Here is a 25,967-nt window from a genome sequence, read left to right on the forward strand (position 1 = left end):
GCCGGGTTGCGCCACAGCAGGCTCGTCCACCCCAGTGCACTGCTGCGGCCCGTCGTGATGCCCCTCGCACGGATCCGAATGGACCGTTGCCGCACCTGGCCCCGCAAGGACCGGATCAGGCGCGGCAGCCGTGAATCCCACCGTGTCAACCCGCAAGGCGCCGACCGGCTGCGGGCCATGGGCGCAGCACGCGACATGGACCAGGACGAGCAGCACGAGCAGCGCGAGCACCGCCCAGGGCGTCCGCCCGGGAGCCCGCAGTCCGCTCGGTACCGCCCCAATAGCCACGGACACAAAGTAACCGAATGGGCACGTAAAGTTCTCATCAGTCCGCGGCGGTGCGGCCGATTCGGGCCCGCGCCCGCACGCCCTCTCGGCGGCGACCCGTGCGACTGTCCCACTGTCGGACCGCAAGCAGACCGGCGAGGACGGCGGGGACCGCCCGATCGCGCCCGCTTACCCCCAGGGGGTAAGATCCGATGGCCGGCCCTCGGCGCACACGGCAACGGGTGGAGTTCATGGAGCGACGGGCAACTCGCAGCAGCGGTGGCATGGCCCTCCGCTGGGCGTACGGGGTGCTGGGCACCCTGTGCGTTGTGCTGGCCGTGCTCGTCCATCACGAAACCTACGCCACCGCCATGCCCCCCATGCCGGCTGCGGGCATGATGTCCATGCCGTCCACGGGCCATGACGCTCATGTCATGGCGGGCCAGCCGGCGGCGTCCGTGCACGGAGTCGCCTCCGAGGGTTGCGGCATGTCCGGCGGGCAGCATTGCACCGCCGCGGGCGTCGGTTCCGTCCAGCTCGCCGTGCCGGGGCAAAGCCCCTTGGTCACTCCGGCGGACCTTCGAGCGACGGTGCCGGGGATCGCCCCCGCCGGTGCGGTCGGCCGAGCTCCACCCGACCTGTCCGTCCTGTCTCAGCTGCGCATTTAGGCCGCGCCGGACGGCGCGCGATGTGCCGTCCTCTGCGACCGCATCGGCAGTTTCGAGACTCAAGGATCCAACACGATGAAGAGCATCAACCGGCGTTCCGTCCTGCTCGCGGGCCTGGGAGCCGCCGGGACCGGCGCGCTCGCCGCCTGCGGCGGCTCCGGCGGCAGTGGTTCCGGTGACAAGGTACTGGTCAGCCCCTCGGGCGCGGCGGTGGCCGCCGCCGAGAAGAAGCGCACCAGTACCGGACGTACGCACAAGCTCACCCTGACCGCGGCGCCCGCCCGGATCGACCTGGGCGGTGGCGTCATGCCCCGCACGTGGGCTTTTGACGGACGTACTCCCGGCAAGGAGGTCCGGTTGTCCGTCGGGGACACCCTGGCCGCCGAGCTGTCGAACCAGCTTCCTGGCAGGACCGCCACGTCGATCCACTGGCACGGCCTCGCGCTGCGCAACGACATGGACGGCGTGCCGCCCCTGACCCAGGCCGCTGTGCGGGCCGGCTCGACCTTCACCTACCGGTTCACCGCCGACGCGCCAGGAACGTACTTCTTCCACCCGCATGTCGGTGTCCAGCTCGACCGGGGGCTGTACGCCCCGCTGATCGTCGAGGACCTCAGGGAGCCCCTCGCCTACGACGACGAGTGGGTGGTGCTCCTGGACGACTGGGTCGACGGTGTCACCGGCACCCCGGACGAGGTCTTCGCCGAGCTCCGGCATGGCATGGGCGGCATGAGCGGCCACATGGACACGGCCGGCACCCCCAGCGCTTCCAGCGGCATGGACGGCCACGACATGGGAGACATGGGCGGGATGGACATGGGCGAGGCGTCGTCCCCGCCCGCTTCAGCCGTCGCCCCGTCGGGCGGTATGGCGATGAAGTTCATGCTCATGGGCGCCACCAGCAAGCTGCTGGGAGGCGACGCCGGCGACGTGAAGTACCCGCACCATCTGGTCAACGGCAAGGTGGCCACGGACCCGGACGTCTATCGGGGTAAGCCCGGCCGGAAGGTGCGGCTGCGGATCATCAACGCCGGTTCCGACACCGCCTACCGGGTCGCCCTCGGGGACCACAAGCTGACCGTCACCCACACCGACGGTTACCCCGTCCAGCACCAGGAGGTGGACGCCCTGCTGGTCGGCATGGGCGAGCGCTATGACGTTCTGGTCACCCTCGGCGACGGCGTCTTCCCGCTCGTCGCGCTGGCCGAGGGTAAGAACGCGAGCGGCTTGGCCCTGGTGCGGACAGGCTCGGGCAGTGCGCCGTCGGCGAGCGTCCGGCCCAGGGAACTCGACGGGATGATCATGACCGCGTCCCAGCTGCGGGCGGCCGACGACGTCCGGCTCGCCTCGGCCAAGACCGACGTCACCCATCAGGTCAAGCTGACCGGTGGCATGGAGAAGTACAACTGGGCCATCAACGGGCGGCCGTTCGACATGGCCGATCCGCAGGCGAACCCGATCCTCGTCCAGGAGGGTCAGCGCGTGCGGCTCGACTTCGTCAACGGCACCGACATGTGGCACCCGATGCACCTGCACGGCCACACGTACCAGCTCGGCAGCAGCGGCCCGCGCAAGGACACCACCATCGTCCTGCCCCGGACGAAGACATCCGTCTTCCTCGATGCCGACAATCCGGGCCAGTGGATGCTGCACTGCCACAACGCCTACCACGGCGAAGCCGGGATGATGGCGAACGTCGCCTACCGAGCCTGATCCCCCAAAGGGCTGTGTCGGCAGGCCCCGGCCTGCCGGCACAGCCCCGGGCGCAGGGTGCACTGGGCGAAACATCCGCACGCCCACAGGCGGAAACCTTCCCCGGCGCGGCGCGCCACGCCCCATTTCGCAGCCCGCAGCCGGAATCCTCACGAGGGAGCGTCCGGCTGGCGCTTGATTACGCATGCCCCCGGGGGGTACGCGACCGACTCCGGTCGACTTCCGAGAGGAGCACAGAGATGGCCGCCCAGGCCGCCACCATCGACGATGCGGTCCACCCCGTCCTTGTGACTGGGCAAGGCCACGGGCACCTTCCGGCTACCCGCCGAGGCGGTGAGGCGGGATGAGCGGCATCACAGCGACGCTGTCGCTGCTGGGCGTGGCCGCGTTGGCTGTTGCCGGCGTCTACGGGGCGGCCTGGGCGGCGCGGTTGTCCGCTGATCCGGTGGCCGCCGCGCCGTTCGGGTCGGGCCTGGAGCCTGCCGAACATGCGGTGAGCCGGTTTCACGTGCGCTGGTACACCGTGACGATGCTGTTCCTGGCCTTCGACATGGAGATGGTGTTCATGTACCCGTGGACGCTGGTCATCTCCGCGATGGGGCCCAGTGCGGTGATCGAGATGTTCGTCTTCTTGGGAGTTCTGCTGCCCGGGGTCGTCTATGCCTGGAGGGAGGGTGCACTGCGATGGACCTGACCGGCCTTGCCCTGCGCGCCGCCGCCGGCCGGCCTCATGTGCTGCTGGCCACCCTCCCGGGCGGAACGGCTGCCCGGCTGGAAGCCGAGCGTGCGCTGCGACTGCGGGACTGGCCGCTGGCCGCCACCCCGGCGCAGGCGGACGTGCTGCTCGTCGTCGGGCCGGACCGTCCGGACCTGCACGCGGCTGTGGCCCGGCTGTGGCAGGACCTGCCCGCGCCCCGCGCCCGCGTCCACGCGCGTGGCGCCGAGGACGTCGAGGCGGCGCTGGGGACCGGACAGGCCCGGCTCAGCTCCTTGGCCGGTCAGCAGGCCGAAGCGCCCGGTGGGGCCACCCAAGGCGGCGATACCGGCAGTCCGCACCACCAGGATTCGCGCTGTGGTGAGGAACAAGGCGAGACAAACGGCGACGCCGACGGTTCGCACGATGAACACGACGGCGGGGGCGGCGGCCATCACCATGATGCGGATGCGCAGCACGGGGACGAACAGGCTGGTTCCCATGAGCGCCACGAAGGGCACGAAGGGCACGACGGCGAGGACGATCACAGCAAGGGCCACGGCGGCCACGGCGGTCATGGCGGCGGGGATATGGAAATGCCGGGCGGGCTTCCGATGGCCGAGCAGGGCGAGGACCGCGACGGCCTGATGCTCGACCAGCTGCACGTGCCGTTGGGGCCGTTGCTTGCCGACTGGCCGGCAGGACTGACTATCCATGTGACGTTGCAGGGCGATCTCGTACAGGAAGCCGAGGTCGAGGAACCGTTGCGACACGACACTGCGGCGGCGGAAGCATTCTGGGTGCAGCCGTGGCTGCGTGCTGCGGGGGGCGAGCCGGTGGTTGTGGGCGAGGCGGCCCGGCGGCGAGCGGCGGCACACCTGGACAGTCTGGCCCGACTGCTGTCGGTGGCCGGCTGGCCTGCCGAGGCGATCGTGGCGAGACGGCTGCGCGACGACCTGCTCGACGGTGCGCCCGGCGTGGCGGTCGCGCCTCGGCTGGCGCGCCTCGACCGCCGGGTCAGCCGGTCGCGGACGCTGGCCTGGCTGACGCGCGGAATCGGCCAGGTGAGCGCGGAAGTAGCGCGGGAGACCGGGGTGAGCGGGCCGGCGGCACGGGCCGACGGCGACGTGACCGACCGCTACCGGCAGTGGCTTGCAGACATCCGCCGCGACGTGGGGCAGATGGAGCAACCGTCTCCGATGCGGCTGGCGGTGGACGAGAGCCCCCGCGGCTGGTGGAGGAACGATCGCCCGCCGTCGTCGGCACTGATCGCGCTGCTGCCGGGTCTGCTGAACGGTGTGGAACTGGCTGCCGCCCGCCTCATCGTGGCCAGCCTCGACCCGGACCTGGACGAACTCCCTGTGGTGCGAAGCGAGGTGGGGGCCTGTGGTTGAGGCAGGCGCGTGGTGGACCCTCCTGGCGGCGCCCGCGATGCTGGTCGCGCTGGCCTCGCTGGCGGTGGCCGGCCACGCCGTACTCGAGGCCCGGGACGCGGGCCGGTCTGTCAGCCCGGCCGCGCTGGTGCGGCCGTTTCTCGGCGTGCCGCGGGCGCTGCTTGCGCAGCCGCGGCGTTTGCCGGCCCCGGATGTGCTGCTGTGGCGTGCCGGTGTGGTCATCGTGCCGGTGGCGGCGGTGCTGTCCACGCTGGTGATCCCGTTCGGCGGCGTGGCGGTGGCCGACCTGTCGGTCGGGGTCGTGTGGTTCAACGCCATGGAGGTGCTGACCTGGGCCGGGCTGTGGCTGGCCGGGTGGGGTCCCAACGCGGCCTTCTCCCTGGCCGGCGGTTACCGGTTCCTGGCCCAGGGCTTGGCCTATGAACTGCCGCTGATGTTCGCGCTGATCTCGGCCGCGACGGGTGCGCAGTCCCTGCGGGTGGGCGACATCGCCGCCGCCCAGCACGGCCTGTGGTACGCCGTGTGGATGCCGGTGGCCTTCATCGTCTACCTGGCCGGCGTGCTCGCCTTCAGCTTTCTGGGTCCGTTCGCCTACCCGGCCGGCCGGGACCTCGCCGACGGGGTGTTGAGCGAGACCTCCGGGGCGGACCGGCTGCTGCTCGAGGCCGGGCGGTGGCTGTGGCTGGCCGCGGGATCGGCGATGGCGGTGCCGCTGTTCCTGGGCGGTGGCGCCGGCCCGGGGCTGCCGCCGTGGGGGTGGTCGCTGCTCAAGACGCTGCTGGTGCTCGGTGCGCTGGTGTGGGTGCTGCGGCGGCTGCCGGTGATCCGGGCCGACCGTTATGTGGAGTTCGCCTGGGTGGTGCTCATTCCGCTGACGATCGTGCAGGTACTCGTCCCGGCCCTGGTGGACCTGAACCGATGACGAGCGAGGGGATCACACCATGAATGCGACGGACTTGGTGCTGCTGGGCGTGCTGGGCGTGCTCGCCCTGGCCGGCGGCGTGCTGGTATTCACCCTCAACTCGATGGCCCGCGTCACCTTCTCGCTGCTGGCATCGCTGTGCTGCGTGGGTGGCGTGGTGACAGTTCTAGGGCTGCCGTATCTGGGGGTGGTGATCGTGCTGATGATGGTCATGGAGATGGTCATCATGGCGGTGTTCATGATCGCTTACATGATGAATCCGGCCGGTCTGATGCCGATGTCGATGCTGCACAACCGGCGCGGCTCACTGACCATCAGCGCCGTGGTGTTCGCCGCTCTGGTCGCCGGGATCTTCGCGGTGCCCTGGCCGAAGCGGATGGGCGTCCGGCCGAAGGACACCACTTTCCAGGTCGGCATGTCGCTGATGGGCGGTCAGATGCTGACGATGGTGACGCTGGGGTTCGTGCTGCTGGCCACCATGGTCGGCGCCACGGTTCTGGCCACCCACCGGGGCCGCTACGACCGCTTCGGCGACGACCTCGACCAGCGGCCGGCGAATGACCCGGCCGGCGGAGGGGTGGGCCGGTGACCTTCGAGCTGATCCTGGTGCTGGCCGCCGGCCTGTTCTGCATCGGCCTGTTCGGCGCGCTGTCCCAGCAGTCCATCGTCATGATCATGATGGGGATCGAGCTGATGATCGGCGGGGTCATCGTGGCCGCCGCCGGCTTCTGGCACTTCCTCGCCCCGGCCGCGGCGAGCGGGCAGGTGGTGGTCGTGGCGGCGGTGGTGGCGATGGCGGTGGAGATGGCCATGGGCTTCGCCGTCACCACAGCGATCTACCGGGCCCGGCAGGTCGACATGACCGACATGGCCGAGGACCTGAAGGGATGAGCGTGCTGCTCTGGCTGCTGATCTGCGTGCCCCTGGGCATGGGGGCCGTCCTGGGCCTGGCGGGCCGCAGCGTCAACCGGCTCGCACCCCTCCTCGCAGTGGCGGCCGCCCTGGCGACACTCGGTCTGGCCGTGGCCACCGCGGTCACACGGCCGGAGGCGAGCGCGCCGCTGTTCACCGGGATGCGGGCTGGGCTCGCTGTGGACGGCCTGTCCGCCGTCATGGTGATCACCGTCGCCGCGGTCCTCCTGGCGGTGCTGGCGTTCTCCGCCGGGGAGTTCGGCCCCAAGGAGAACCGTGGCCGGTTCTTCGGTCTGATGCTGCTGTTCGCCGGGGCCATGCTCGTCACCGTCACGGCGACCACGCTGCCGCTGCTGCTGATGGCCTGGGAGGTCATGGGCGCCACCAGCTGGGCGTTGATCGGCTACTGGTGGCAGCAACCGGAACGGGTCCGGGCCGCGGACACCGCGTTCCTCACCACCCGCTCCGCCGACCTCGGCCTGTATCTGGCGGCCGGGGCCGCGCTCGCGGGCGGCGTCGGGTCGCTGCGCCTGGATGCGTTGCCGCACGCTGCCTCGCCGTGGTTGCACGTGGTCACGGCGGGAGTCGTGGCCGCGGCACTGGGCAAGTCCGCACAGTTGCCGTTCTCCTTCTGGCTGTCCAAGGCGATGCGGGGCCCGAGTCCGGTTTCGGCGTTGCTGCACTCGGCGACGATGGTCGCCGCCGGCGCCTACCTGCTGCTGCGGTTGCACCCGCTGCTGGCCGCCACCACGTGGGCCGGCCCGCTGGTGGCCTGGACCGGCGCACTCACCGCTCTCGCCCTGGGGATCGTGGCCGTCGCCCAGAGCGACCTGAAGCAGCTGCTCGCGGCCTCCACTTCGGCGCAGATCGGGTTCATGGTCCTGGCGGCCGGAAGCGGCGGCGTGGCCGGCGGCCTCACCCAGCTCGTCGCGCACGCCGCCACCAAGTCGGCGCTGTTCCTGGCCGCCGGGGCGTGGCTGACCGCGCTGGGCACCAAGCAGCTGCCCGCCCTGTACGGGGCCGCGCGCCGCTACCGGCTGGTCGGCGCTTCTTTCGCCGTCGGCAGCCTGACGCTGGCGGGGCTGCCGCCGCTGTCGCTGTGGGCGGCCAAGGACGAAGTCCTTGCCGCCGCCCGCGCTGAGAACATCGGTCTGTACGTTGTCGGGCTGGCCGCTGCCGCGGTGTCGGCCGTCTACAGCGTCAAGGCCCTGTGGTACGTCACCCGGCCCCAGCCCACGGATGCGGAAGCGGGGTACGACACCGAGCAGCACGGTACCCGCCGCATCTCGGGCGCCGCGCCCTTCCCGCTGTGGGCGCTGACCGCTCTCGCGGCGGTGCTGGGCATCCTGTCTCTTCCCGGCCCCGCGGCCTGGCTCAGGCAGCTGGTCGGCGCCCCGGCCGAGCCCTCGCCGACAGCGTGGGAGCTGGGTCTGTCGGCCGGTGTGGCGCTCGCCGCTGCCGCGTGGGCCTGGTGGTACTCCTCCCGCCCCGCCCCCGTCCCCCTGGCCGTTGCGGGCTGGATGGAGGGATGGCTCGGCCTGGAGCGGGCCGCACAGCTGCTCGTCGCCGGGCCGGTGATGGCCCTGGCCCGTGCCCTGGCGGTCTTCGACGACCGGGTCGTGGACGGCGCGGTCCGGCAGACGGCCCGAGCGGGACTGGCCACCGCCCGCCTTGCCCGCCGGATGGACGACGGCGGCATCGACGCGGCCGTCGGCGCGGTCGCCTCCGGTGCGCGCCGTCTCGGGCGGTGGGCGCGCCGTCCGCAGACCGGGCTGCTGCACCAGTACTACGCGCAAGCCGCCGTCGGCTTCTGCGTGCTCATCCTGATCGTGCTGTTGGTGAGGTAACCCCCTGTGCTGAGTGTCATCACCTTCCTCCCGCTGGCCGTGTGTGCGGTCCTGCTGCTCCTGCCGTCACGCGCGCTGTCGGACCGCGCCTGCGGCTGGGTGTGGATCACTACCGCTGCGGCCGACCTGGCCCTGGTGATCGCCCTGTGGGCGGACTTCGATCCCCGCGGCGGCCTGCAGTACGAGCAGCGGGTGCGCTGGATTCCCAGCGCCGGGGTGGGCTACCACGTCGGCGTGGACGGCCTGTCCCTGCCCCTGGTCGCGCTGACCTGTCTGCTGTTCCTCGCCGTCGCCGTGTACTCGCTGCACGAGACCAAGCGCGTGCGCTCGTACGTCTGCCTGTTCCTGTTCCTGCAGACCGTCAGCCTGGGCCTGTTCGTCGCCCTGGACCTGATCCTCTTCTTCGTCTTCTTCGACCTGTCCATCGTCGGCATGTTCTTCGTCATCGCCGGCTGGGGCCACGGCGAACGCGCCCGCGCGGCAGCGCTGAAGTTCTTCCTCTACACCTTCATCGGATCCCTCGCCCTGCTGCTCGGCTTCATCGGCCTCTACCTGGCCGCCACCCCGCACACCTTCGACATCGTCGACCTCACCCGCGCCAACCCGCTCGCCGGGCGCGGCCTGTACGCCGGTATGGTGCTGCTCGCGATCGGCGTGGGGCTCGCGGTCAAGACGCCGACCGTGCCCTTCCACACCTGGTTGCCCCCGGCTCACACCGACGCCCCCGCCGCCGGCTCGGCGATCCTGGCCGGCGTCCTGCTGAAGATGGGCACCTACGGCTTCGTCCGCATCGCCATGCCCCTGCTGCCCGGCTCCTGGCGCCACTACGCCCTGGCCATCGTGATCGTCGGCGCCGTCTCCGTCGTCTACGGGGCACTGGTCGCCCTCGCCCAGACCGACTTCAAACGCATGATCGCCTACACCTCGGTCAACCACATGGGCTACATCATCCTCGCCGTCGGCGCCGCCGGAACCCTCGCCGGCAGCGACGCCCAAGCACGCTCCCTCGCGGTGACCGGCGCCGTCACCCAGATGGTCAGCCACGGCCTGATCACCGGTGCCCTCTTCCTGCTCACCGGCGTCCTGTACGACCGGGGCCGCACCTACGCCATCGACGCCTACTCCGGCCTGGCCGCCCACACCCCGCGCTTCGCCGCCGCCACAGCGGTGGCCGCGTTCGCCTCCCTCGGCATCCCCGGCTTCTCCGGATTCATCGCCGAATTCCAGATCTTCACCGGCTCCCTCGCCTCCCAGACCGTGGCCACCGCCATCGCGGTAGCCGGCATCCTGATCACCGCCGCCCTGTTCCTGCGCGCGTTGCGCGGCATGTTCCTCGGCGTGCCCCGGCTGCCACAGACCATCACCACCAGCGGCATCGCTGACCTGAAGAGCAGCGAAGCGCTGTCGACCGTGGCGCTGCTGGCCGTCGCACTGGTCATCGGCGTCGCACCGCGCTGGCTGCTGGACGTCATCGAACCCGCCAGCCACACCGTCACCACGCTGGTGGCCCGGTGAACGAGAACCTCGCCGCCCTCATCCCCGAACTGTCCCTTGTCGGTGCCGCCGTGATCGGCTTGCTCGCCGGTTCCTGGCTGCCGCGCCGCCGTCAGTGGCTGATCGCTGTTCTGGCCGCCGCGGCCTGCACCACGGGTCTGGTCGCCACAGCGGTCACCATGGCCACCGGAGGCGAACAGACCATTTTCGCCCACACCTTCGCAGTCGACAGTGCCACGAATGCGGGACGCCTCATCGTTCTCGGCGCGCTGCTGCTGGTCATCGGCATGTCGGTGGAGACCGTGCGCGGCCACAAACGCGAAACCGAGTACTGGGTCCTGCTCCTGCTGACCGGCGCAGGCACCCTGGCCCTTCTCGGCGCGAACGATCTGCTGATGCTGTTCGCCGCCTACCTGCTCGCCTCCATCCCCGCCTACGCCCTGGCCGCTTTCGACAAGGACACCCGCGGCACCGAAGCAGCTCTGAAGTACTACCTGATGGGCGCCCTGCTCGGCACCACCATGCTCGCCGGCACCGCACTGCTCTACGGCGCCGGCCACGCCACCCTCTACCGCGACCTGCGCACCACCCTGCCCACGGCACCGTACGGCCTGGTCGCCGTCGGCCTGGTCGCCGTACTGGCCGGGCTGCTGTTCAAAGCCGGCGCCGTCCCCGCACACTTCTGGGTCCCCGACGTCACCGAAGGCGCACACACCGCCGTCGCCGCCTACGTCACCACCCTGCCCAAGATCGGCGCGCTCATCGCCGGATACCGACTCCTCCACCAGGCACTACCTCACAGCGACGTCAACTGGCCGCTGCTCCTGGCCATCCTGGCCGCCGCCACCATGACCCTGGGCAACCTCGCCGCGTTCTTCCAGACCTCCGTCACACGCCTGCTCGCCTACTCCACCATCAGCCAGGTCGGCTACCTCCTCATGGCCCTGGCCGTCGCCACCCGAACCGACCTGTCCCAGAAGAGCCTGCTGTTCTACCTAGCCGCCTACGCCGCCACCAACCTCGGCGCCTTCGCCGTCATCACCGAACTCCCGCACGCCCGCACCATCGACGACTACCGCGGCCTCGCCCGCCGCCGCCCCGCTCTCACCGCCGTCCTACTCATCTGCCTCCTCGGCCTCGTCGGCACCCCACCCACCGGCATCTTCCTCGGCAAACTGGAAATCTTCAGCGCCGCCATCGACGGCGGCTACACCTGGCTCGCCGCCCTCGCCGTCGCCAACACCGTCGCCTCCCTCTTCTACTACCTCCGCTGGCTCACCCCCCTCTTCACCACGACCGCCCCCGCACCCGCCGACACCCAGACCGTCCTCGGCCGCTGGGCCGCCGCCACCGCCTACACCGCAGCCACGTTCTCGCTCGCCCTGGGCATCGCCGGCGGAGCCGTCCTCCCCCTCGCCACCGGCAGCCTTCCGCCATGACAGTGCGCTCCGCCTGTGCAAGAGATGGCACCGGGCCGGATCGGCCCTGCGCCACCGTCAGCCAGCATGCCCCACTGCGTTTCCCTTACGAAGTGCTGCTCCACCTCGGCTGTCCTGACGGGTACACACCGTGGTGCACAACCTGATTCACAAAGAATTCTCCGACGCCGCCACCCGCCGGGCCTGGCTCGCCCGCGACCAGCCATCAGGGCCGACGCCGACCCCCTCCTACGCAACTGCATCAAGACGACCGCGCCCGACTACCCGCACGACCACTCCCACCCAGCGCTCGACCTGGCCGACACCGCCCACCAGAGCGACGGCGCGACCATGCACGGGACTCCTCGACCAGCCCGAAGGGCTTCGGCACCGTCAGCTCTCAACGCATGGCCGATCGGTTCGAATCCCTGTCGTCGCCGCTGCGAGATCGCGGTGGGAGGGAGATCGGGTGGGCCAACCTCGACGAACTGCGGCGCGAGCCGGTCACCCGTTCGTCCACTGGGCCCGCCAGGTGCTCAGCGTCGCCGCGTGATCGCCGGCCCTCTTCAATCGGTGGATGGGCGCAGCGGGATGACGTTGTCGGGGGCAGGTTGGTCCTGGCTGTCGGGTTGCCGGAGGATGAGGACGGCCGCCGCGAGGGCCATCTGCTCCGCTCGATGCCGGGACTCGGCTTCGGCAGCGCGGGAGTCCTTGAGAGCTTCCTTCAGGCGGACGACCTCTTTGCGAAGTCGCTTCTCGACTTCAGGCGTCTGGTGCGTCTCCGTGCGCACCCGCGCGTAGAACTCCTCCTTCAGGTCGGCATGGCGCTTCTGCAGTGCCATGCGGTGGACGCCGGCCTCCGCGGCGAGCGCGGCGGCCGTGAGGCTGCCATTGGAGCTGGTGGGCTGGCCAGTCAGAAGGCGGTCCATGGCCGCGCGGATGCGGGAACGTTCGTCCTCGTGCTGGTGGTTCATGCGATGGCCTCCTCGGCGGGCTGGGCGGCGGCCTTGTGGGCGTCGGCGAGAGCGCGGAAGCGGTCGGCCGTCCTGCGAAACCGGTCGCCCAGGGGTTGGGGCACCAGGGCCGCCTTCGCATCGAGCCGATCAGCGTGCTCCCGTGCTGCCCGCGCGTGGCTGTCGGTGCGGACCGCGTTGCCGCAGCCGAGCTGGCAGGCGAACTGGTTGGGTGCCGTCGCCCCGGGGTCCGGGTCGCACAGGGCTGTGTCCCGCTTGAAGGCGCAGATGAGGAACGCGTCCGGATTGTCGAAGAGGACGAGGCCGTCGCGCGCGAGGAACTTGGCGGCGGCCTTCGGGGTGGTCAGAGCGCCTTCGAAGCCGGGGATCGAAGCGGCTCCGATGAGAGCCCGTCGAGCGGCGGGACCGGAGATCTTCTCGCCGGCCGCCGTGGCGTCGCGCAGCCGTGCTGCGGTCTGCGCGGCGGCGAGCGCGGTCTCGACGTCGAGCTCCCCGTGGAACCCCCGGCGCTCGCGGCTGCCGTAGCCGGTGGAGGTGCGGGCGTCCAGGGCGGTGCGCATATGTCCGTATTGGATGGCAAGCGCGACCAGGCCGCCGGGGCGGCGGGCGATGTGCCAGGCCAGGGTTCTGCGCAGACGACTCAGTCCCAGATTGCCGTGTGGGTCCTCCGGCACCGCCTGGGCAGGCAGGCCCTGGGCGGTGGCCTCCTGGTTGATCCATGCCACGAGATTCTCGACGCGGCGGCCCAGGCTGGCGCGCTTCAGCGCGCCGTGGTGCTTGCGCTGGCCGATGATGTCGTGGTGGGTGGAGCTGAGCAACAGCTCGCCCTTGGGGACGATGCGTTCCAGGACCCGGATGGCGTTCACGACCGGGGTGATCGCAACCCAGGGGACGGCACGCTCCTCACCAGCTGAGACGTGGTGGCCGTCGGAGTCGCGGACGTTCTTGTAGTGGTGGGCTCGGATCAGGTGCCGCGGCGTGGAGCCGTCCTCGTTGGGTTCCGGATCGGGGCAGCAGCCGGACCGCAGCGATTGGGCTTCTTGGGGGCGCATCCCGGTCAAGTACAGGATCACGATGGCGGCGGCCGTGGCCAGGTGCCGTACCAGGATCGGTGTCTCCTCGTAGTCCATGAACTCGCGCCAGGGCCGCCCCTCGATCCGGCCCGTCACCGGCACCTGCATCGGGCTGGGGCCGGGCCGCCGGGCCACGAGAGCACGCAGCCCGCGTCGAAAGGCGAAGTCGTGGACCTGGTTCCAGCTGGCTCCCGTGACCGCGGCGACGTAGTGGTGGGCCAAGGTGATGCCGTGCTTTCGGCTCACGGTGGCGGGTAGGAGGGCCCCGGAGTCGAGCAGTGGTTGCAGATAGTCCTTGACGGCTGCCAGGCCCCCTCGGGTGCTCGGGGTGGCCTTCACGCGGGCGTGCATGCGGCGGCGCTCGTCCCAGGCGGCCAGGATGTCGTCGGAGAAGTCCTCGACCAGGCGGATCGACCAGGTCAGCAAAGGGCCGATCACGGTCGGGTCCAGCGGCTCGGTCTTGTTCTCCCCGCCCGCCTCCCCGGTGGCGGCTGGCAGGTAGTCGTCGATGCCCTCGCTCTCCCAGGGCGGCTGCGTGATGCCGCAGGGGCTGAGGGACAGCCGGTCGAAGGCCCACAGGTCCGAGAGCCAGCGCAGAATCGTCTGGGCGTGATCGCGCGTGCAGCCGCTGGTGCACTTTGCGGCGTACGCCTTCCACTGCTCCACGGTGCAGTCGCTGAGCCGGGACACCTCTTGCCGATCGAGCCAGCGCGCGAACTTCAACCACTGCAGGATGTTGTCGCGCATGTTGGTCACGCCGTCGCGTCCCCGGTTCTGAAAGCCCCGTTCCTGTACGTAGGTGGGGCGCAGCTCGCCGTTGATCAGGATCCAGATGAGGAGCCTGAGCTCGCTGCGTAGGGAGGCGGGGCACCTCCTCAGATTGATCTTGTGGATGCTGTCCCCGGGGTTGTCGATCAGCGGTCCCATCGACCAGACGTCGTCGCTGTAGCGGGAGTTGGGGTGGGTGTTGCCGGCGCTGATCCAGCGGTCCAGGACCACCGGGCTTTCCGGCCCCGGCAGGGGAAGGATGTAGGGATCGGCCTCGCGGGTCAGAGCTGTTGTCACGGGGCGAGGTCTCCCTTGAGCAGGTGGTCGACGATCATTTGGTCGCGGTCGGTGATCCGGGCCAGAGCGGCGTCCCAGGTGCTCTCGTTGACCTTCGTCCGCAGGTCATCGAGCCGCTGGAGGTGCTCGTCCCATCGCTTTCGCCAGAGCTTCTCCGGCCAGCTGGAGCGGAGCGATATCAGCTGCCGGCGCAGGAGCGCGAGGCGCGGGTGGTGGCCGGTGTGGACCCGGGAGTTCTCGCAGGACAGGCAGAGCAGGAAGTCGGCGCCGCAGCCCCCGCTCGGGTCCGGCCAAGGGCTGGTCTCCTCGTCCACGCAGTCCGCGGTCGCGGTCTCCTGGTGGGTCGCATCGGCCGCGTCCGTGAACCGCCCCCTGAAGGTGTAATCGCGGGCCTGTTCGAGGGCTTCCTCGGCGCCGGCAGCGATCACGTCGACCGCGGCCTCCTGGACGTTCTCGTCGGGCAGGACGTAGATGCTCTCGTGGGTGCCGCGTTTGTGCTGCAGTGGCTTGCCCGTGGTGGTGATGGTGGTCCTGCGGGCGCGCTGGAAGGGCGAGCCGATCTTGTGACTTCTCGCCCATACTCGCGCGTCGGCCTTGGACACCCCGAAGCACAGCGGGCCGACGTTCCGGGGCCGGTCCAGGTTGGAGTCCACGTCGGTGCGGCGCCGGTTGCGCGCGACCATCAGCAGGTCGTGGCGAGGTGACAGGGCAGCGGCCAGGGCTCGCCCGTGCTGCGTGGCTTCCAGGGCCTGGGTGATGAGCCGACCGGGCGAGTCCGCGCCGGAGTCGGTGTAGTTCTCCGTGTCGAACCAGCGGCCCTCGCCCGAGCGGCGCTTCTCCACCAGCACCTCGTAGGTGACCGTGGCCCTCTCTCCTGCGGACGGGGTCATGACGGGCACGTGCAGACGGTCGTAGACCGACAGATTCCAGCCATAGCGGTCCGTCATCATCACGGCCAAGGCCGTCAGCTCCGCCCGGCTCAGGAACAGCCGGCCGGTCGTCTTCCCGCCGTTCTTTCCGCGCAGCAGCCCTTCGGCCCGGGTGTAGACCTTCCCCTCTTTGTTCGGATACCCGGGCAGTTCGCCCGTGGTGGCGACGCACTCGAGGATCGCCCCGATCCTCCAGTCACGGCTGTTCGGATCCAGTGCGCCCGACCGGTAGCGGTCCAGCAGCGCGGTGTTCTCCCGTATCCGCAGCAGCGCGGCACGGAACTGCCGTTCGGCGGCCAGCAGCACCTGGCCGCGCTCCGACGGCCGGTAGGACTGCTTGGACGGCTTGCCCTTCTTCGGAACCGGGCGGGCCAGCTCTTCAGCGGCCAGACCCTGCGCCAGCCGTGGCTCGCGCTTCAGCAGCGTACGGATCTTGGCCAGGGCCTCGCGCCCGCCGGGGGTGTCCTTGTGGTTGTTGCGCCAGAGCCGGAGCGTGGCCGAGGTGAGGTCGCCGAGATCGTCGGCCGGGTGGCCCTGCGCCTTGAGGAACCGGGCGAAGATCTCGATGGACCGCCAGTACGACTCACCGCTCGCGTGGCTGTTCCACCCCATCGACTGCGCAGCGAACGCTCGCGCGAGGGAGGAGCGCATCGGCTGGGGCACGGTGATCGCGGCGAAGTCGAAGACGCGCTTGAAGCCTTCCTTGTTCAGCATGGTGACCTGCAGCCCGTCGGCGGCTATCCGCTCGGTTGCCTGGAAGCCCGGCGGCGGCAGGACCGCCCGGCGGCCCCGCCCGCTCACGATGCCGCCGCGGCGGGCCGGGCCTCGACCAGCCGCTCGATGTCCTGGATGCCGGAGGTCTCCCGGGCCAGCCGGGCGAACAGACCGTTCAGGTCTTTCCTCTCGTCCATCTCACCGTGCTCGTCCTCGGTGTCGAAAGCGAGGATCGACTCCAGCTGCAGATGCAGGACCGGGCGAAGGTAGTGCTCCTTCGTCGTCTCAACGTCCCTGTGCCCCAGCAGAGTCTTGACCAGCCACCACGGGTCGCCATAGAGCTGGGCGAAGTCGCGCCGGTCCACGGCGGTCAGCCCGTACTTCTTATCCATCAACTCGTTGAGCAGGATCAACATGTAGAGCGCCATCGAGTGCCGCATGGAGTGGGGTGTCGCGTACGGGACCTTCCCGCGGATCTCCGCGACCCGGAGCAGCCGGGGCGTCTCTCGTTCTTCCGGGGGCAGCAGAGCCTGTTCGCAGCGTTGGTTGGCCTGCCGGAACACGGTGTTCCAGCGGTCCGGCAGCATGGGCATGCCCTGCTCGGTCAGCCACAGCCACGCCGGCTCCGGGCCCTGCGGTCCCTCGACGAACAGCCACTGCCGCTCGCGCCAGTCGAGCAGGCTCAGGTCATGTCGCCCTGGAACGCCATCGCGGTCGACCCAGTGGACCGTCGGGGTACGGCCCGTCGTGACCTTCGTGATCAGCCGCATCAGCGGCAACTTCTCGTAACGCCCCTGGGCTTGCGCCCGTGCGACCGCCCAGGCCCTCTCCGACTCCGCATAGGCGCTGACCTGGCGCAGTGAGTCGACTGACGCGTAGAAGGTCCGGTCTCGCTTCGACCGTGACAGCGCTCGGGCCATCTGCCCGTGGCAGTAGCGGCCGGAGCGCAGTGGGCGGGACGGCACCTCGAATGTCAAGATGGCGCCGGATTCCTGCCGCCGCAGTCCCGAGCTGAGTGTGAACCCGACGAACGAGGTGTTCCGCAGCTCGGTCCGCCCGTCCCAGCCCGGCACCGGTGTCCCGTCGGGACCGAGGCCGCGAAGACCCACGTCCTGCCAGAGGCCCCAGGTGCGCGGTGTCAGCCACGACACTCGCGAGCTTCGGGCGTCCGCTGCGCGGTCCGCCCGGCGCTTGCTGTCCACCGGCAGCGGCGTGACCTTCGCCCACCGGTAGAGCCGTGTGAAAGCCGACGCTTCCCGATCCCACTTCGTGCCGCTGATTCGGCTCGGGTTGAGTGGCGAGTCGCACCGAAATTCCCGGTACGCGCGCAAGTCGCTCTCGGTCGCCTGCCGCCACGGGATCCCGCGCCGCCACAACCAAGTCAGCAACAGCCGGATATCCAGCGCGTAATTCCGCCGAGTCTCCCGCTCCAGCGGATGAAATTCTACAGAGAGCACGAAATCCAGCAGCTCGCGATCGACCACGAAATCAGGCCGTACAAAAACCGGATCGCCCGGCTGAAGCCCCACCGCGGCCACAGCTGCCGGCAAGTCACGGACCCCCAGCACCCCCTCCTCCGACAGCGGCCCCCACCGCTCCGGATCCGGCACGAACACCAGCCACCACTCGTCCATCTGCCACCCCTGTGAGTCCCTTGAACTCACTCAATCATCAGGGAAACACAAATGCGGATCATCCGGCACGCCAGTGACCTGGTATGAGATTCGACCGCACTGGCAGTGCCCCGTTCGGACCGGCGCTGGAGCATCCGATCCGGCTCTGGTGGCCGGCAGCGGCCGAGTGGGCACAGGCGGCGTGCCGAGGGCGGGTGGCGTGTTGCTCATGCGAGTCCTCGCTTCGAAGTCAGAGGAGGGCTAGACGATGGTGAGGTCGGTGGCGTCTGGCTGTTCGGTGACGGGCTGCCGTGGCGGCCCGGGGATCCCGAACTCCGTTCGGGTCCGGTGGACGGCGGTGGGCTGGCCGGCTGCCGGAACACGCGAGGGAGGAACGGGGGCAGGGAAGCGAGTCCTTCCCTTGTGGGACAGGGGGAAGAAATGATCGCGGGACTAGGCGTGATCAGGGACGTCGTAGGGCTGGAAGTGCGCGGGTGGGTGGTCGAGCGGTAGGGCCGGGTCCCATACGGTCAGGCACTGCGCGGACGGAACGAACAGAGGCTGGGGCAGGGCATCCTGGGGCCAGAAGCGCCAGGAGCCGATGGTGTTCTCCCGCTGTTGCGGGGCGCCCGACCAGCGGGTGACCAGGACAGGCACCGTCACCCGGATGACGTCGCCGACGCGGTCGAGGAGCGTGCCCAGCACCCGTGTGCCGGTGGGGTCGGCGATGAGGCCGGCTTCCTCGGCGAGTTCCCGTGCGGCGGCCTCGGCGAAGGTCTCGCCCGGCTCCACGGAGCCGCCGGGGAGTTCCCAGGTGCCGCGGCGGTGCTTCCCCAGGAGGAGTCCGTCTGGGCCGTGCACGATCACTCCCACTCCTACGGCGGCGTGGGGTGAGGGCGGGTTGTTCGAGCGGGGCCGGCTCGGCACCCGGTCCGGGCGGCGAGCCGTGTAGAGCCGGTACGACAGCGGCTGGCCGGCCTGTGGGGAGTCGATCGTCGTGACTGTCTCCACGACGAGGCCGTGGTCGACGAGAAGGTCCTCCCACAACTGGGGTTCGAGGACCCACATGTGCATCTGGTGCTCGATGTCCGTGCCGGGCAGCCGAAGGACCTCGGGACGGGCGGTGACGGAGTCGGACGGCCCGGCGCCGGCCGAGTTGGTGTGCAGGGCGGTGAACAGCAGTCTGCCGCTCGGCTTGAGGCCGGTGGCCAGGGCGGGCAGAAGGCGGTGCGGATCCAGGAAGGGGACGCCGCTGACGGAGTAGATGAGGTCGTACGGGGCGGCTTGCCGCAGGTGCTCGACCGCGTCGGCGCAGACCAGGCGCAGGCCGGGGACGTCGGGGTAGCGGTCGAGGGCGCGCTGGTGCTGCGTGGGGGAGGCGTCGACGGCGGTGACTTCGGCGCCGAGGGCAGCGAGACGGGCGGCGTGCCTGCCGACCCCGGCTCCCAGGTCCAGGACGCGCAGACCGGCAACGTCTCCGAGGGTGTCGATGCCGGGCCCGGCCTGAGGGATGTCCCAGGCCCAACCGTCGAGCTCGGGCAGGTCGAAGGTGCGGCCGAGCTGGTGGCGGCCGTAGAGAGTCCAGATCTCGCCGGCGTGCGACTCCGAGGAATTGCATCCGATGCGCGAATCTGGGGCGTCTGAGCTGGGGACCTGTGGCATCAACGTACCTCCTGGTGGTGAGCAAGGCAGGCTGTTGACCTGCACTCTTGCTGGGGGTCGTTCACCTGATGCATGATTCGCGCACTCTGTGGAAGAGGGTGCGTGACGACTACGGACTTGAGTGAGGGCTCCGCCCGGCTGGTGCTGCTGAACGGCGTGACGCTGCTGCATCCCGAGGACGCCGTGTTCGAGGCGATGCTGGAAGGCTGGACGCGACAGCAGCGCGGAGGCCGGCGCCTGCGGCCGAAGACGATCAGCGATCGGCTGCGCGTCGTGCGGCAGTTCAACGACTTCGCCCAGGCGTACCCGTGGAAGTGGTCGGCCGCCGCCATGGACGAGTGGACAACGCATCTGATCGCCGAGCTCCACCGCGCGGAGTCGACGATCCGCGGCTACCAGACTGCCGTGCGCCTGTTCTGCGACTACATCACCTCGCCGCACTACCAGTGGCCCCTGGAGTGCGAACGGCGCTTCGGTACGCACCCGGTGCAGATCTGCCACGAGTGGAACACCGCCGCACACCTCGTCGACTACGAGGGCGAACCGGGCCGACGGCCCATGACCCGGGAGGAGATCCAGCTCTTCCTCGACTACGCCGACGACCAAGTCGACCGGGCCATCAGAATCGGCCGGAAGGGCGCGTTGGCCGCCTACCGGGACGCCACCGTGTTCAAGGTCATCTACGGCTGGGGGCTGCGGTGCACGGAAACGTCGAAGCTCGATCTCACCGACTGGTACCGCAACCCCAAGGCCCCGGAGCTGGGCCGGTACGGATCCCTGCACGTCCGGTACGGAAAGCGGTCCAAGGGCTCGCCGCCCCGGCGCCGCAACGTCCTGAGCGTGATGCCCTGGGCCGTGGACGCGGTCGACGACTACGTCACGAACATCCGGCCCCGCTACCGGACCTCGGCCGGGCCGGCGTTGTGGCTCACCGAGCGCGGCGGCCGGCTGCAGGGCCGCGAGATCGAGGACCGTTTCGCCGAGTACCGCGATGCGCTGGGTCTGGACTCCGACCTGGTGCCGCACTGCCTGCGGCACAGCTACGTCACCCATCAGATCGAGGACGGCGCCGATCCGGCGTTCGTCCAGCGGCAGGTGGGCCACCGTTATGCCTCGACGACCGCGCTCTACACCGGTGTGAGCGGTGACTTCATGAACACGATGATGCGCAAGGTCCTGGACAAGGCCCTGGACCGCGGCGAGTAGGGAGACGACGTGACAGCGAAACTGGACTACCGGTGGCATCTGCGGGAGGTCATGGCCACCCGCGGGATGTTCTCCACCACCGACCTGCGTCCGCTGCTGGCTGAGCGGGGCATCGACCTGTCGGCCAGCCAGGTCTACCGACTGGTCGTCGAGCGGCCCGAACGGCTGAGCCTGACCACGCTGATGGCGCTGCTCGACATCCTCCAGTGCCACATGGACGACCTGATCGAGCCGGTGGCCGCTCGCGCCGCGCGGAAGAAGACGGCGGCGGCCGGCGAGGACGGGACGGCTGCCGGCCCGGTGGCCGGAGTCGGCGAGTTCCGTCCGAAGCGAGCTCGCATCGTGCCCTCGGGGGAGTAGAGCGTGGACGCCTTCGCACTGCCGCGCCATGCCCTCGAACCCGAGGTTGTGATCGCGGAAGCCGTCGGCGCCGTCGAACCGGCGCTGGATCCCGCGCTCGTCCGGGAGGTGGTGACCGCCACCTTCCCGGTCGGCACCCAGCGCCGGCGGCTCGCCGAGCTCCTCCAGCAGGACCCTTCGTGGCTCACGCAAGGACGAGCTGAGTCGCCCTCCATCGTCGAACGGTTCATCGGTGCGCTGGTCAAGCATGGCGCCACCCAGGTCCAGCCGCTTCGCTGCGGCATCTGCGGGCAGGCCCGTCGTCTGGTCGGCATGCTTCCGGACAGCGAGGTCCGCTTCTGCGCCAAGTGCGAGAGGGTGCGCCGCAACAAGGCGAATCCGTGCGCCGTCTGCGGCCGTGCCCGGTTCGTCACCCGGGACCGCGAAGGACGGCCGCGCTGCCCGGCTCACCCGCCGGACGACGGCGCCGACCCGCTGGAGGGGCTGTGCCGGCTGGTCCAGCGGCTCTGCCCGGCCCTCACCGAGGAAGCGATCGTCGAGGCGGTCCGCGCCGTCGAACCGGTCACGGCCCGCCAGCGCAAGCTGCTGTGGGCCCTGGAGGACCGCCCCGACCTGCTGACCGGCCAGGGGGCTCACGGCCCGCCCAAGACCCTCGCCCTGATCACCGCCCTCCAGGAACGTGGAGCCGTGGGCCTGGTGGTCCCGCCGTGCCCGCTCTGCGGCCGGGACACACCGCTTTCGCGTACGCGGGACGGGGTGCGCTGCTGTGCCGAGTGCCGGTCCGCCTCGCGTACGGAGCCGTGCACCCGGTGCGGACGCGAGAAGCCGGTGATGGGCCGCACTCACGACGGCCAGCCCCTGTGCCAGGCATGCCGGTACCACAACCCCGTCGCCCACCAGGTCTGCGCGCAGTGCGGACAGCGCCGCTACATCCAGGCCCGCGAAGGCGACCGCCCCCTGTGCCAGCGGTGCAGAGCCGCTCCGACCGCTACCTGCAGCGAATGCGGCCAGGAACGCCCGTGCTTCTACATCTCCACCAGCACCCCGGTCTGTATCCCGTGCACCCGGAAAAGGCGCCCGCGCGAGATCTGCGTGGGCTGCCGCCGCGAGAACATGGTCAGCTACCGCACAGCCGACGGCGAACCGCTCTGCTCCTACTGCGGAGCCACCCACCGTCCCTGCACCGACTGCGGACGGACCCTGCGGATCCACGCCGTCACCGCGGACGGGGACGAGCTGTGCCCGACCTGCTGGCTCAAGCACCCGGCGCACCAGCAGCCCTGCCGCGCCTGCGGCACGACCACCCACCTCCACCACCGCGGCCTGTGCCCCGACTGTGCCGCCCACGAACATCTGAGCGAGATCCTCAGCATGGACGGTTCCATGCGCCCGGACATCGAGCCGGTCTTCCGCGCGCTCATGCGCCGGCCGGGCACGAGCGTGCTGGACTGGCTCAAGCGGCGCCCGGCCCGCCGCGACATCCTTCGGGCGCTGGCCCAGGGGCACGGGCCGGTCACCCACCGGACCCTGGACGCGCTCAGCCCCGTCAAGATCGTCGACAACCTCCGCCAGCACCTGGTCGACGGCGGTGTTCTGCCCGCGCGTGACGAGCGGCTCGCCTCCCTGGAACGCTGGCTGCCCGGAAAATCCGACGAGGTCCAGGCGCCCGAGAGCCGCAAGGTTCTCCGCGCCTACATCACCTGGCACCTGCTGCGCCGGCTGCGTGCCGCCTCCCGCCGCCGGCCCGTCACCCAAGCCCAGGTGCACGGCGTCCGCGCGTACATCATCCAAGTGGTCCGGCTGCTCAACTGGCTCCACGCCCAGGGCTTTGAGCTCGGCTCGTGCACCCAGGACCTTCTGGACGTCTGGCTGGACGACCATCCGGCCCGCGGCCCACGTGTCCACGGCTTCCTCGCCTGGACCGGCCGCAAGGGCCACAGCCCGACGCTGACCGTCGACATCTCCGCCTCGGCGTTCACCGGGCAGCTCATCGCCCAGGACGCCCGATGGCGCCTCGTCGACCGGCTCATCCACGACGAGGACGTCACCATCGCCGACAAGACGGCCGGACTCCTCGCCCTGCTGTTCGCCCAGGGACCCTTCCGGATCACCGTCCTCACCGCCGCCGACACGGAGTTCCGCGGCGATGAGGTCACCCTGCGACTCGGGAAGATCCCGGTCCAGATGCCCCCGCCCCTGGACGGCTACCTCCGAACGCTCCACGCCGAGGCGATGGCCAGGGACACCGCCGCGGAGCGCTGGCTGTTCCCCGGCCGATTCCCCGCCCAGCACCTCAGCTCCGGCCGGCTGACCCGCCGCCTCCGGCTGCTCGGCATCCGCCCGCGGATGGCCCGCAACACCGCCCTGATCGAACTGGCCTCCGAGCTGCCCGCAGTCGTCGTCAGCCGTCTCCTCGGCATCCACCAGAACACCGCCGACACCTGGCAGCGCCTCGCCCGCCACGATCACACCTACGCCGCCGACGTCACCCGACGCCAATAATCCACGCTTCTCTGAATTCAGGATTCGCTGTACTGTCGTGGCGTGCTCACACTCGCCGCCGACATCGAGGTGCTGGCGCGGTTCGGCCGCGCCCTCGCCGACCCCATCCGCTGCCGCATCCTGCTCACCCTGCGCGAGGCACCGGCCTACCCGGCCGACCTCGCCGACACCCTGGAGATCTCCCGGACCCGGCTGTCGAACCACCTGGCCTGCCTGCGCGACTGTGGCCTGGTCGTGGCCGTTCCCGACGGCCGGCGCACCCGCTACGAACTCGCCGACGAACGCCTCGGCCACGCTCTCGACGATCTGCGGGCGGCCGTGGTCGCCGTCGAGGCCGACAAGACCTGCCCGGACGCCGCCGAGAAGGGCTGCTGCTGAATGACCGCGATATCCCTCGGCCCCAGCCCCGCCCGCCGCGATGCCCTCACCCGGCGCATACGCCTGCTCGTCGCCGCGACCATCACCTACAACGTCATCGAAGCAATCGTCGCGATCACCGCCGGCACCCTGGCCTCCTCCACCGCACTGATCGGCTTCGGCCTCGACTCGGTCATCGAAGTCTCCTCCGCCGCAGCCGTCGCCTGGCAGTTCTCCGCCCGCGACCACGCCGTCCGCGAAGCCCGCGAACAGCGCACCCTGCGGATCATCGCCATCTCGTTCTTCGCGCTCGCCGCCTACGTCAGCGTCGACTCCGTCCGAGCTCTGACCGGCACCGGCGAAGCCGACCACTCGATCCCCGGCATCGTCCTCGCCGCGCTCTCCCTGGCGATCATGCCGTTCCTCTCCGCGGCCCAGCGCAAGGCCGGCCGCGAACTCGGCTCCGCCTCCGCCGTCGCCGACTCCAAGCAGACCCTGCTGTGCACCTACCTCTCCGCCGTGCTCCTGGTCGGCCTCCTGGCCAACCTGCTCCTCGGATGGTCCTGGGCCGACCCGATCGCCGCCCTCGTCATCGCCGCCATCGCCGTCAAGGAAGGCCGCGACGCCTGGCAGGGCAAGGGCTGCTGCGCACCCACCAAGACCCCCGCGGCGCCGACCGCCGTCGCGGAGACCGACTCCTGCGGCTGCCGCCCCGGCTGCGACTGCTGCAGCTGAGCCACCCCAGGACTCAACATGCCCAAGGACGCCATGAAGATCGAACTGCTGATCGTCCCCGGCTGCCCGAACGCCGAGCCCGCAGCCGACCGGCTCCGCCAGGTGCTCGACGAACTCGGACTGCATGAGATGCCGATCCAGACCCGCGCCATCACCGACCACGCCGCCGCCGAGGCCGCACGCTTCACCGGCTCGCCGACGATCCTGATCGACGGCCATGACCCCTTCGCAGAACCCGGCCGGGCACCGGGCCTGACCTGCCGCCTCTACCGGACCCCCGGCGGACTGGCCGGCGTACCCACGGCCGACCAAGTCCGACAGGCCCTGACCAGCGCCCTCTAGGCTGTCCGACAGATCCGGCAAGGGAAACGAGCAGACATGAGCGACGACGCCAAGGACCTGGCCGAGGCACAGCGGCAGCACTGGCAGAACACCTACACCGCCCACCCCGGCATGTACGGCGAGGAGCCCTCCGCCCCCGCCGTGCACGCTGCCCAGGTCTTCCGCACGGCCGGCGCTGCCGACGTGCTGGAACTGGGTGCCGGCCACGGCCGCGACGCTCTGCACTTCGCCCGCGAGGGCTTCACCGTCCAGGCCACCGACTTCAGCCCCACCGGCCTGGCACAGCTCCAGCAGGCAGCCCAGGACCAGGGCGTGGCCGAGCGGGTGACCACCGCGGTCCACGACGTACGCGAACCGCTGCCCCTGCCGGACGCCTCCGTCGACGCCGTCTTCGCGCACATGCTCCTGTGCATGGCCCTGTCCACCGAGGAAATCCGCGCTCTGGTCGGCGAGATCCGCCGCGTACTGCGCCCCGGCGGGACCTTCGTCTACACCGTCCGCCACACCGGCGACGCCCACTACGGCGCCGGAACCGCCCACGGCGACGACATCTACGAACACGGCGGCTTCGCCGTGCACTTCTTCCCCCGTCACCTCGTCGACTCCCTCGCCGACGAATGGACCCTCGACGAGGTCCACGCCTTCGAGGAAGGCGACCTGCCCCGCCGCCTCTGGCGCGTCACCCAGACCCTGCCTCGATGAACACCGACCCGATACCCGCCGCCGACATCACCGTCGACGGCACCGGACTCCTGTGCGTCACGCTCCTGCTGCGCCTGCGCAAGCAGATCGAAGACGCGCCACCAGGCACCGTCGTCCACGTCATCGCGACGGACCCCGCGGCTCCGCTCGACCTGCCGGCCTGGTGCCACATGGTCGGCCACGACTACCTCGGCCCCCTGCCCGGCAGCCGGCTGGTGTACGGGATCCGGCTGGCCGCAGAGGCCCGCTCCGTGCGCGCTGACGCCCCCTGGCACCCTGCGCCAACTACGTGCCCCCGGGACTGACTCGCACCATCCGGCGATCAGTCCGCGGCGCGGGAAGGCGAAGATATTCCGCAGCTTCTGATAGCCGGAACTACCAGCACTTTCGATGTCGAGCACGAG

23 protein-coding genes are annotated in these 25,967 nt (G+C 70.4%); 18 read left to right on the forward strand and 5 right to left on the reverse strand.

Annotated elements, in window-relative coordinates; genetic code table 11:
- Nucleotides 1-518: 518 nt before the first annotated feature.
- The 10 genes from ACZ7JZ_RS16200 to ACZ7JZ_RS16245 all read left to right on the forward strand — a co-directional run bounded on the left by ACZ7JZ_RS16200 (nucleotide 519) and on the right by ACZ7JZ_RS16245 (nucleotide 11,350).
- A complete protein-coding gene (locus ACZ7JZ_RS16200; protein WP_040256346.1) occupies nucleotides 519-935 on the forward strand; it encodes a DUF6153 family protein in 417 nt (138 codons plus the stop codon).
- A gap of 75 nt (nucleotides 936-1,010) precedes the next feature.
- Nucleotides 1,011-2,648 (forward strand): multicopper oxidase family protein, encoded by a 1,638-nt coding sequence (locus ACZ7JZ_RS16205; protein WP_040247078.1) that lies wholly within the window; start codon nucleotides 1,011-1,013, stop codon nucleotides 2,646-2,648.
- Nucleotides 2,649-2,991: 343 nt separating this feature from the next.
- A complete protein-coding gene (locus tag ACZ7JZ_RS16210) occupies nucleotides 2,992-3,342 on the forward strand; it encodes an NADH-quinone oxidoreductase subunit A (protein WP_470938965.1) in 351 nt (116 codons plus the stop codon).
- A complete protein-coding gene (locus ACZ7JZ_RS16215) occupies nucleotides 3,333-4,736 on the forward strand; it encodes a hypothetical protein (protein WP_040247082.1) in 1,404 nt (467 codons plus the stop codon). Before ACZ7JZ_RS16210 ends, ACZ7JZ_RS16215 begins: the two co-directional genes overlap by 10 nt.
- The gene (locus ACZ7JZ_RS16220; protein ID WP_040247085.1) at nucleotides 4,729-5,658 is read left to right on the forward strand and encodes an NADH-quinone oxidoreductase subunit H; all 930 of its coding nucleotides are present in this window, start codon (nucleotides 4,729-4,731) and stop codon (nucleotides 5,656-5,658) included. Before ACZ7JZ_RS16215 ends, ACZ7JZ_RS16220 begins: the two co-directional genes overlap by 8 nt.
- Nucleotides 5,659-5,677: 19 nt before the next feature.
- Nucleotides 5,678-6,247 (forward strand): NADH-quinone oxidoreductase subunit J, encoded by a 570-nt coding sequence (locus tag ACZ7JZ_RS16225; protein ID WP_040247088.1) that lies wholly within the window; start codon nucleotides 5,678-5,680, stop codon nucleotides 6,245-6,247.
- The gene (locus tag ACZ7JZ_RS16230) at nucleotides 6,244-6,549 is read left to right on the forward strand and encodes an NADH-quinone oxidoreductase subunit NuoK (RefSeq protein ID WP_040247090.1); all 306 of its coding nucleotides are present in this window, start codon (nucleotides 6,244-6,246) and stop codon (nucleotides 6,547-6,549) included. The genes ACZ7JZ_RS16225 and ACZ7JZ_RS16230 overlap by 4 nt, the downstream gene beginning before the upstream one ends.
- Nucleotides 6,546-8,417 carry a proton-conducting transporter transmembrane domain-containing protein gene (locus ACZ7JZ_RS16235; RefSeq protein ID WP_254585404.1) on the forward strand — a complete coding sequence of 624 codons (1,872 nt, stop codon included), beginning with the start codon at nucleotides 6,546-6,548 and terminating at the stop codon, nucleotides 8,415-8,417. Before ACZ7JZ_RS16230 ends, ACZ7JZ_RS16235 begins: the two co-directional genes overlap by 4 nt.
- A 6-nt stretch (nucleotides 8,418-8,423) precedes the next feature.
- Nucleotides 8,424-9,932: a complex I subunit 4 family protein gene (locus tag ACZ7JZ_RS16240; protein ID WP_040247101.1), complete on the forward strand. Its 1,509-nt coding sequence runs from the start codon at nucleotides 8,424-8,426 to the stop codon at nucleotides 9,930-9,932.
- Nucleotides 9,929-11,350 carry an NADH-quinone oxidoreductase subunit N gene (locus ACZ7JZ_RS16245; protein WP_356529408.1) on the forward strand — a complete coding sequence of 474 codons (1,422 nt, stop codon included), beginning with the start codon at nucleotides 9,929-9,931 and terminating at the stop codon, nucleotides 11,348-11,350. The genes ACZ7JZ_RS16240 and ACZ7JZ_RS16245 overlap by 4 nt, the downstream gene beginning before the upstream one ends.
- A gap of 545 nt (nucleotides 11,351-11,895) precedes the next feature.
- Here the strand turns inward: ACZ7JZ_RS16245 and ACZ7JZ_RS16250 are convergent.
- The 5 genes from ACZ7JZ_RS16250 to ACZ7JZ_RS16270 form a co-directional block, all read right to left on the reverse strand.
- Complete coding sequence (locus tag ACZ7JZ_RS16250; protein ID WP_040247106.1) at nucleotides 11,896-12,303, reverse strand: hypothetical protein; 408 nt, start codon at nucleotides 12,301-12,303, stop codon at nucleotides 11,896-11,898.
- The gene (locus ACZ7JZ_RS16255) at nucleotides 12,300-14,441 is read right to left on the reverse strand and encodes an integrase (RefSeq protein WP_040247110.1); all 2,142 of its coding nucleotides are present in this window, start codon (nucleotides 14,439-14,441) and stop codon (nucleotides 12,300-12,302) included. The genes ACZ7JZ_RS16250 and ACZ7JZ_RS16255 overlap by 4 nt, the downstream gene beginning before the upstream one ends.
- On the reverse strand, nucleotides 14,438-16,171 hold the full coding sequence (locus ACZ7JZ_RS16260) for a hypothetical protein (RefSeq protein ID WP_470938974.1): 1,734 nt from the start codon (nucleotides 16,169-16,171) through the stop codon (nucleotides 14,438-14,440). The genes ACZ7JZ_RS16255 and ACZ7JZ_RS16260 overlap by 4 nt, the downstream gene beginning before the upstream one ends.
- Nucleotides 16,168-17,718, reverse strand: coding sequence for a site-specific integrase (locus tag ACZ7JZ_RS16265; RefSeq protein WP_040247115.1), 1,551 nt, complete (start codon nucleotides 17,716-17,718; stop codon nucleotides 16,168-16,170). Before ACZ7JZ_RS16265 ends, ACZ7JZ_RS16260 begins: the two co-directional genes overlap by 4 nt.
- A 432-nt stretch (nucleotides 17,719-18,150) precedes the next feature.
- A complete protein-coding gene (locus ACZ7JZ_RS16270; RefSeq protein WP_470938977.1) occupies nucleotides 18,151-19,359 on the reverse strand; it encodes a bifunctional class I SAM-dependent methyltransferase/NUDIX hydrolase in 1,209 nt (402 codons plus the stop codon).
- A 102-nt stretch (nucleotides 19,360-19,461) separates the two neighbouring features.
- Here ACZ7JZ_RS16270 and ACZ7JZ_RS16275 point away from each other — a divergent pair, with 102 nt between their 5' ends.
- Genes ACZ7JZ_RS16275 through ACZ7JZ_RS16310 form a run of 8 tightly spaced genes read left to right on the forward strand, consistent with a single transcriptional unit; the run spans nucleotide 19,462 to nucleotide 25,868 of the window.
- Complete coding sequence (locus ACZ7JZ_RS16275; RefSeq protein ID WP_470938980.1) at nucleotides 19,462-20,565, forward strand: tyrosine-type recombinase/integrase; 1,104 nt, start codon at nucleotides 19,462-19,464, stop codon at nucleotides 20,563-20,565.
- Nucleotides 20,566-20,574: 9 nt separating this feature from the next.
- Entirely contained in the window at nucleotides 20,575-20,925 is a 351-nt protein-coding gene (locus tag ACZ7JZ_RS16280; protein ID WP_376598564.1) for a helix-turn-helix domain-containing protein, read from the forward strand.
- Nucleotides 20,926-20,928: 3 nt separating this feature from the next.
- The gene (locus ACZ7JZ_RS16285) at nucleotides 20,929-23,427 is read left to right on the forward strand and encodes a hypothetical protein (RefSeq protein ID WP_470938983.1); all 2,499 of its coding nucleotides are present in this window, start codon (nucleotides 20,929-20,931) and stop codon (nucleotides 23,425-23,427) included.
- A 42-nt stretch (nucleotides 23,428-23,469) separates the two neighbouring features.
- On the forward strand, nucleotides 23,470-23,805 hold the full coding sequence (locus ACZ7JZ_RS16290) for an ArsR/SmtB family transcription factor (protein ID WP_376598566.1): 336 nt from the start codon (nucleotides 23,470-23,472) through the stop codon (nucleotides 23,803-23,805).
- Complete coding sequence (locus ACZ7JZ_RS16295; protein WP_376598568.1) at nucleotides 23,806-24,519, forward strand: cation efflux transmembrane domain-containing protein; 714 nt, start codon at nucleotides 23,806-23,808, stop codon at nucleotides 24,517-24,519.
- 18 nt (nucleotides 24,520-24,537) lie between these two features.
- Nucleotides 24,538-24,861: a DF family (seleno)protein gene (locus tag ACZ7JZ_RS16300; protein ID WP_470938988.1), complete on the forward strand. Its 324-nt coding sequence runs from the start codon at nucleotides 24,538-24,540 to the stop codon at nucleotides 24,859-24,861.
- Nucleotides 24,862-24,897: 36 nt separating this feature from the next.
- Entirely contained in the window at nucleotides 24,898-25,563 is a 666-nt protein-coding gene (locus ACZ7JZ_RS16305; protein WP_376598571.1) for a class I SAM-dependent methyltransferase, read from the forward strand.
- Nucleotides 25,560-25,868, forward strand: coding sequence for a sulfurtransferase TusA family protein (locus ACZ7JZ_RS16310; RefSeq protein WP_376598573.1), 309 nt, complete (start codon nucleotides 25,560-25,562; stop codon nucleotides 25,866-25,868). The genes ACZ7JZ_RS16305 and ACZ7JZ_RS16310 overlap by 4 nt, the downstream gene beginning before the upstream one ends.
- Nucleotides 25,869-25,967: the final 99 nt, after the last annotated feature.

It is taken from the genome of Streptomyces sp. NPDC038213 (genome assembly GCF_055600495.1).